The sequence below is a fragment of the Streptomyces sp. NRRL WC-3549 genome (assembly GCF_000721935.1).
Lineage (GTDB): Bacteria > Actinomycetota > Actinomycetes > Streptomycetales > Streptomycetaceae > Streptomyces.
Map to the genome: position 1 here is coordinate 93399 of NZ_KL585445.1, position 7362 is coordinate 100760.

Below are 7362 nucleotides of genomic sequence, written 5' to 3' on the forward strand. Positions count from 1 at the left end.
TCGCCAGCCCGAAGCGCTTCTCGGCGGTCCGGCTCCAGCCGGTGACCACTCCGCTGCTGTCCACGACCATCAGGGGCGCCTCAGCCATCAGCCAGCTCCTTCGGCCCCCCTCACGGGACGCGGGCGAGCCTCCGCGCACGACGACAACACGTACGGCTCCAGCATCGGCCCCGGCACGGGGGGCCGCTACCGGAGGGAAGCCGCCGCCCCGGGCGGGCCGGGGCACCATCCGGCCACGCCACTGAAGATCAGCCTGTCAGTACCTCTTGATACAACTGCCGTGCAGCAGGTGCACGAGCGAGGGGACTCGGCCATGGCCAACGATTTTTCGGATGCAGCGCCGGTTGTCGGCCTGTACGAAACACTCATCACCCGCCGTCTCGCGCAGCGGATAGAGCAACTCCGGGCGGAGGGCTGGCGCCCCAGCACGGAGCCCGTGGAGGACGAGTCCACCCCTCACGTGCTCGCACGTCACGTCGGCGACACCGTGCGGCGGGTTCTCCAGGGCCTCTCGCCCTCGGAGCAGGTGACCACCGCCAATCACATCCTCGAGTCCCTCAACACCGTCGAGGGCGCGACGCAGTGGGTGGACCTCGTCACGGAGGGCCCGAAGCAACTACTGGCCATCCCTCGGCAGGAGGCCCCAGGCGTCTACGCCATGCGGCCGGCAACGCCGCTCTCGGACACGGCGTTGATCACCAACTCCCCGGGCGACCCGAGCCTCGGTGCCGAGTTGCGGGCCGAACTCGCCACCGCCGACCGCGTCGATCTCCTCTGCGCCTTCGTGAAGTGGCATGGGCTCCGGGTGCTTGAGGAATCGCTCGCCTCCGCACATGCACGGGGTGTCCCCATCCGGGTGCTGACGACGACGTACATCGGGGCTACGGAGCGGCGCGCGCTTGACCGTCTCGTCCGGGACTTCGGCGCCGAGGTGAAGGTCAACTACGAACTCCGCTCTACCCGGCTCCACGCCAAGGCGTGGCTCTTCCGGCGGGACAGCGGCTTCGACACGGCATACGTCGGCAGCTCGAACCTCTCCAAGGCCGCCCTCCTCGACGGGCTGGAGTGGAACGTACGCCTGTCGTCCGTCGCGACGCCCTCGGTCCTCCGCAAGTTCGAGGCCACCTTCGACGCGTACTGGAGTGAGCAGGCGTTCGAGCCCTACGACCCCGACAGGGACGCGCAACGGCTAGACGAGGCGCTCTCCCAGGCGGGAGGCTCCTCCTCCCGGACACGCGGCACTATGACGCTTTCGGGCCTGGAGGTACGCCCTCATCCGTATCAGCGGGACATGCTCGAACGTCTCGAAGTCGAGCGCACCGTGCACAACCGCCACCACAATCTGCTCGTCGCCGCCACGGGCACGGGCAAGACCGTGATGGCCGCGCTGGACTACAAGCACCTCCGGCAGGCGATGGGCCGTGATCTCCGGCTGCTCTTCGTCGCGCACCGCAAGGAGATCCTCCAGCAGTCACTCCGCGTCTACCAGGACGTACTGACCGACGCGAACTTCGGCGAACCGTTCCATTCGGGCGAGATCCCGGACCACTGGACACACGTCTTCGCCAGCGTGCAGTCCCTCAACGCCCGCGCGCTGGAGCGACTGGCCCCTGACCATTTCGATGTCATCGTGATCGACGAGTTCCACCACGGCACCTCGCCTACGTACCGCAGGCTCCTGGATCACTTCACGCCTCAAGAACTCCTCGGGCTCACCGCCACACCGGAGCGTATGGACGGCCGGAACGTCCAGGACGAGTTCTTCGACGGGCGCATCGCGGCGGAGATGCGTCTGTGGGAAGCCCTGGAGAACGAGCTCCTCAGCCCCTTCCACTACTTCGGCATCACGGACAACACCGACATGACCGCCGTCGCGTGGAAGCGCGGCGCATACGACTCGACCGCTCTGAGCGACCTCTTCACCGGAAACGAGGCACGCGCGAGGCTCGTGGTGAAGGCGGTGAACGACAAGGTCACCGACCCGGGGGCCATGCGGGCGCTGGGCTTCTGCGTCTCGGTGGCTCATGCTCACTTCATGGCCGACTACTTCCGTCGCGCCGGACTCAACGCCATCGCTCTCTCCGGGGAGACCCCGCCCCATGAGCGCAAGTCAGCCCTCGATGATCTGCGGGCAGGCGCGTTGCAGGTGATCTTCTCCGTCGATCTGTTCAACGAGGGCCTCGACATCCCCGACGTTGACACACTGCTCCTGTTGCGCCCCACCTCCAGCGCGACCGTCTTCCTGCAACAACTGGGCCGAGGGCTCCGTCGCACCGAGAACAAGGCCGTCCTCACGGTCATCGACCTCATCGGGCAGCACCGCAAGGAGTTCCGCTTCGATGCCCAATTCGGCGCCCTGACCAACTTGACGCGAAATCGACTCCTGGAGAACATCCAGGCCGACTTCCCTCAATTGCCGTCAGGCTGTCAGGTCATTCTGGAGGCCAAAGCCCGGAAACTGATCGTCGACAACATCCGCAACCAGATCAACGTCAACGTCACACAACTGGCGAAAGAGGTCGCCGCGTACGCTGAGCCACGCCTCGCCGCATTCCTCAATGAGAGTGGCAGAGAGCTGAGGGAGCTCTATCGGGGCAACGGGAACTCATGGACGGGACTGCTCCGGCGAACCAAGCTCATCGATGCGGTGGGACCGGACGGCGAGGCGGCGTTGTTGAAGCGCGTTCCCGCCTTCTTGCACGTTGACGACCCTCTTCGCGCCAGTGTGTACACCAAGCTCCTGGAAGACGGCGCCCCTGCCTACGACGCCCTCTCCGCGCAGGAGCAGACATACGCGCGCATGCTCTTCTTCTCGTTCTGGCCCCTAGGGGGCTTCGGTAGCTATCAGGAGGGGCTCGACACCCTCCGCCCCCACAGGGCCCTGCGCGATGAGCTCCGCCAGGTGCTGGCCTATGCACTCGACCACACGGATCACGTTCCCGTTCCGCTTCTCGGCACTCACGCGACCCTGCCGCTGACGGTCCACGCCTCCTACAGCCGTGAGGAGATCCTGCCCGCCCTTGGCCAGTCAACCGTAGAAGCATTCATGCCAGGTCACTTCCGAGAGGGGGTGAAGTGGTGCGAAGGCATCCAAACCGATGCCCTCTTCATCACGCTCGAAAAGAATGAAAAGGACTTCTCACCGGAGACCCGGTACAAGGATTACGCCCTGAACGACTTCGAGTTCCACTGGGAGTCGCAACATCGAATTTCCGCGAACTCGCCCACGGGCACCCGCTATCAGAAGCACAAAGAGATGGGCACCCAAGTCCTGCTCTTCGTCCGCCGGTTCAAGAATACGGACATCGGTGGTCCCCAGCCATGGATGTTGCTGGGGCCGGGCGAGTACGTCAGACACACAGGAAGCAAGCCGATGGGCATCGTATGGAAACTCCGCCATGCGATTCCGGCCGACGTCCTTACCTACTCGGCCATCGCGGCCGGGTAGCCGCACCCCGGACCGCCGAACCGCCTCCCACCGCGCGGCGCCCACCGTCAGCCGGCCGTCCACCCGCCGTCCACGGCCAGTGCGGACCCCGTCGCGAAGGAGGCGCGGTCGCTGCACAGCCACAGTGCCGCCTGGGCGATCTCGACCGGGTCCGCCATGCGTTTCTGCATCTGACGGGCGACGAACGCGGTTCCCAGGTCCGGGTAGGCCGCGACCGCTTTGTCGATCATCTCCGTGCGGGTGGTGCCGACGACCAGGGTGTTGATGCGGATACCGTGCGCCGCGTACTCGGCTGCCGCGGCCCTGGTCATACCGAGCACCGCGTGCTTCGCGGCGACGTACGGCACCGGGGCCCCGGTGGCTCCCATGGCCGCGGTGCTGGACGTGTTGACGATCGCGCCCTTCCCCGCTTCGAGCATCACCGGGATCTGGGAGCGCAGGCAGTTCCAGGTGCCGTTGACGTTGACGGCCATCGTACGGTCGAAGACGGCCTGGTCGAGTTCGTGCAGCGGGGACAGGTCCTCACCCGCGAAGCCCGCGTTGTTGAACGCCGCGTCCAGGGAGCCGAAGGACTCACGGGCCGTGTCCACAGCGCGCTGCACGTCTTCGGCCACCGAGACGTCGCCCGCGCTGATCACCGCCCTGCCGCCCGAGTCGGCTATCTCCTGGGCCAGTTGCTTCAGTACGTCCTCACGCCGGGCCATCAGGAGGACCGCCGCCCCTTCGGCGGCGAACAGCCGAGCGGCCGCCTCGCCGATACCGGTCGACGCACCGGTCATCATGACTGTCTTACCGGCCAGCATCCCGGCCCCGTTCGTGTCACCCATGCGGCGAGTAAACCCCTGAACCCCCGGGTCGCGCAGGCTTCTTCGCACTTCCGCGGGACCTCTCAGCTTCCAGGTCCCGCCGCCGGGGCCGGCCCCTTCACGGCTCCACGCCGCTCAGCCGGCCTCCGGTCCCTCGTAGCAACGCACCATCACCCTCACGTCCGGCCCCCACTGCTGCTCCGCGGTGCCCAGGAGCCGCCAGCCGAGCCGCTGGTACAGCGCCGTCGCCGCGGTGTCCGACGTCACCACGTCCAGGACCAGACGCAGGCCCCGTTCCCGTGCCTCCTCCTCGGCGCGTCGCATCAGCAGTTCGCCGAGCCCGTGGCCACGGGCCCACGGGGCCACGAACAGCCGGCTGATCACCGCCATCGCCTCCACGACCACGCCGTCCCGGGCACCGAGCAGCCCCGGGGCCGCGTCCCCGGGGGTGGTCCGGGACAAGGCGACATGGCCCGCGATCCGGCCGTCCAGTTCCGCCACCCACGCCGCCAGGAACCAGGGCCGCACCAGCCAGTCGGCGGCGTTCTCCGGCCAGTTCACCGGGTAGCCGTCGCGTTCGTGGACCTGTGCGAGGAGATCGACGCAGGCGTCGAGGTCTCCGCCGGCCCGGGGCCTGACGCACCCGCTCGTCCCGGCGCGCGGCCTGCCGTCGATGTCGCTCTCACTCGTCACCGGGGCATGCAAACACATCTGCCCGACCCCGACCAGCCCGTTGCGGGTGTCCCTCGACGTCCCGCCCGCAGGGCTTCTGTCCGTACACGCCTCGGACTGAGGGGGTGCCGGCGCCTGGGCCCTGGCAGGCCGGAGCGGCCCGACGGCCCGGATTCGGCCCTTGCGGGCCCGTTGGGCGTCCGGGCATCATGGCGGTCATGACGACCTGCCGAAAGGCACATGCCGCGTAGACGTCCGGGCGCCCTGCGCGCCGAGGATCCCGTGCCGCCGGTCTGGGGGCCCTGGACCGGCCATGTCCCCGGGCTGTCCGAGCGCGCCTGCGCCGAGGTGGCACGAGTGGAGCGCGAGCAGGGCGAGCTCGATGTCCTCTGGGTCGGGGCCGTGGAGGCCGCGCTGAGGCACTACCGGGCGTTCCTGCGGCAGCCCGGCCGCCATCTGGGCCTGTACTTCGAGTCCTCCCCGCACCCGGAATCCTCGCTGGTCGACGTGGCGAACGCCCGAGACCTCCTACAGGAGGCGCTGCGTCTGCTCCCCGCACCCACCCGCGCCGAACTGGGTCGGCTGGTGGCACCCCTCGACGCCCAGTTACGGCGACGGACCCTGCCCGACCCCCATGCCTGGCGCCGGTTCTGGCGTGGGGATGAGTGGTGGCACCAGCGCCTCTACGACGGTGAGTGCGGGTGGTGAAGGCCCCGCCCTCCGCCCGTGCCCGCCGGACGACGCCCCGGGCCACCTCGTGCGGTCCCGTCGGGGCGATCTCTCGGCGGTACCCGGTCATGCGTGGTCCGCGCCGTACGAGCCGGCGGTGCTCGGCGCGGTCACCGTCCGCGCCGTACGAGCCGGCCGTGCTCGGCGCGGTCACCGTCCGCGTCAAACGGGTGCGGCCCCGCGATGCCTGGTGGCGGAACCGGCGTACGCCGGGACGGCTCATTGCTCCGCCTGCCACCCGCCCCGCTCCTGGAACTCCCGCCGCGCCCGGCGGTCCGACTCGACGAGCGCGGCACCACCGCACCCCACGGCGGCCAGGGCGAAGGCGGGCACGGCCGGGCCGATGTAGCCGGGGACCGCGTCGGAGGCGTAACTCCCGCCGTCACTCGTCTCGCAGACGAACCGCAGCGGGATGTACTCCACCCGGTAGTCGACCGACCTGTACCACCGCGCCTCGTCAGCCGTACGGCACGACCGCATCGGGGCCGAGGCGGTCCCGCTGTCCTCGGCGTCCATGGTCGCGCCGACGAGGTGCAGCATCCCCCAGGTGTACAGCGCGACCGCGACCGCCCCCAGGACGGCCGCGCCGCACCGGAACCGCAGGGCGCGTCCCGCCTCCCGGACGCCGACGCGGCCGAGGGTCCCGAAGCCGTAACCGGCCAGGCCTAAGGCCACGATGATCCCGAGCGGGACGAGGAGCAGAAGCAGGGATGCCATCGGCCGAGTTCACCAGGGTGCGACCCCAACGAGAGTGACGGGCGCCACAGTTACCGCAACAGTCGCGTCACAGAGGCACGGGGCGGCCCACCCCGGGGGTGTGTGCGTCGCGGGCGACGTCGGCCGGACAGCCCGGAGGAACGAGCCGCCGCCCGAGCCGCCGGGGCCCGAGAGCCGAGCCCTGGAAGCAGGGCCCCCGGAGCCCGGGTTCCGGGGCCCGGGACCCGGGCACCGGGACCCCCTGTTCACTCGTCCGTGGGGAGGCGAACCGCTCCCCGCCCGAGTCCTGAGCTTCGGGGTTCGAGGGGCGGGCTTCGAGAGTCGCGATTCGAGCCCTGCTGTTATCCGGCGGGGAAGAAAAGGGGGAAAGAAGGGATGGGGGATGACCTTCCCGACCTCCCTGACCCGGCACGGCCAGCAAGTATGACTAATCGTGACCGACTTGCGGCGCAGAGTCGCGGCTGCTTACGGTGCCCCCAACGAAACGACCCCGACGCGGTGTTGACGCACCGGCCGGGGTCTCACCCCAAGATCGAAACCCTAGAAAGACGATCTCGTGGCTACCCAGCACCTTAGCTCCGCCCCGCGCACCCCCGCACCCTCCTCCCGCCCGTATCGGCAGGCCCCCCACGGCTACGGCAAGCGGGCCGCCCCGGACCAACGCCCCTGCGGCCCGGCCGACTTCGCGTCGCTGCCCGAGCGGGAGCGGTACGTCGCCGGGTACATCGACCACCTCCCCGACGGCGCGGCCATGGACATCAAGTCGCTCGCCAAGGACCTTCCCCTGTACGGCCAGATGGCCATCGGCACCGCCCTGCGCGCCCTCGCCGTCGCCGGGCACCTGCGCCACGTACGCTGCCCCGTCGCCTCGTTCGGCCAGAACCGCTGGGTCACCCTCACCTACTGGTCCCGTACCGCCCGGGACAACGAGTGGTGGGCCACCCACCTGGCCACGGCCCCCGCACCGTCCCCCGCACCGTCCCCCACGCC

At 69.4% G+C, this 7362-nt stretch carries 5 protein-coding genes and 1 pseudogene; 3 read left to right on the top strand and 3 right to left on the bottom strand.

Translation table 11 applies throughout. From position 1 onward, the window contains the following. Nucleotides 1-313 precede the first annotated feature (313 nt). A complete protein-coding gene (locus IH13_RS0134685; protein WP_031090907.1) occupies nt 314-3448 on the top strand; it encodes a DEAD/DEAH box helicase in 3135 nt (1044 codons plus the stop codon). Between the two features lie 47 nt (nt 3449-3495). On the opposite strand, the gene IH13_RS0134690 is transcribed toward IH13_RS0134685, so the two are convergent. Together IH13_RS0134690 and IH13_RS0134695 are read right to left on the bottom strand one after the other, a co-directional pair. Then, nucleotides 3496-4275 carry an SDR family NAD(P)-dependent oxidoreductase gene (locus IH13_RS0134690; RefSeq protein ID WP_031090909.1) on the bottom strand — a complete coding sequence of 260 codons (780 nt, stop codon included), beginning with the start codon at nt 4273-4275 and terminating at the stop codon, nt 3496-3498. A gap of 114 nt (nt 4276-4389) precedes the next feature. Beyond that, nucleotides 4390-4965 (bottom strand): GNAT family N-acetyltransferase, encoded by a 576-nt coding sequence (locus IH13_RS0134695; RefSeq protein WP_031090911.1) that lies wholly within the window; start codon nt 4963-4965, stop codon nt 4390-4392. A gap of 201 nt (nt 4966-5166) precedes the next feature. Here IH13_RS0134695 and IH13_RS39250 point away from each other — a divergent pair, with 201 nt between their 5' ends. Beyond that, nucleotides 5167-5634 carry a hypothetical protein gene (locus tag IH13_RS39250; RefSeq protein WP_082317810.1) on the top strand — a complete coding sequence of 156 codons (468 nt, stop codon included), beginning with the start codon at nt 5167-5169 and terminating at the stop codon, nt 5632-5634. Between the two features lie 240 nt (nt 5635-5874). On the opposite strand, the gene IH13_RS0134705 is transcribed toward IH13_RS39250, so the two are convergent. Beyond that, a complete protein-coding gene (locus IH13_RS0134705; RefSeq protein ID WP_031090915.1) occupies nt 5875-6372 on the bottom strand; it encodes a hypothetical protein in 498 nt (165 codons plus the stop codon). Nucleotides 6373-6928: 556 nt separating this feature from the next. Here IH13_RS0134705 and IH13_RS0134710 point away from each other — a divergent pair. Beyond that, nucleotides 6929-7362 (top strand): annotated as a pseudogene (locus tag IH13_RS0134710) (MarR family transcriptional regulator); the annotation flags it as partial.

Excerpts from the sequence above, each read along its gene's own strand:
- IH13_RS0134685 (WP_031090907.1), top strand. The coding sequence starts at position 314 with ATGGCCAACGATTTTTCGGATGCAGCGCCGGTTGTCGGCCTGTACGAA.
- IH13_RS0134690 (WP_031090909.1), bottom strand. The coding sequence starts at position 4,275 with ATGGGTGACACGAACGGGGCCGGGATGCTGGCCGGTAAGACAGTCATG.
- IH13_RS0134695 (WP_031090911.1), bottom strand. The coding sequence starts at position 4,965 with ATGTGTTTGCATGCCCCGGTGACGAGTGAGAGCGACATCGACGGCAGG.
- IH13_RS39250 (WP_082317810.1), top strand. The coding sequence starts at position 5,167 with ATGCCGCGTAGACGTCCGGGCGCCCTGCGCGCCGAGGATCCCGTGCCG.
- IH13_RS0134705 (WP_031090915.1), bottom strand. The coding sequence starts at position 6,372 with ATGGCATCCCTGCTTCTGCTCCTCGTCCCGCTCGGGATCATCGTGGCC.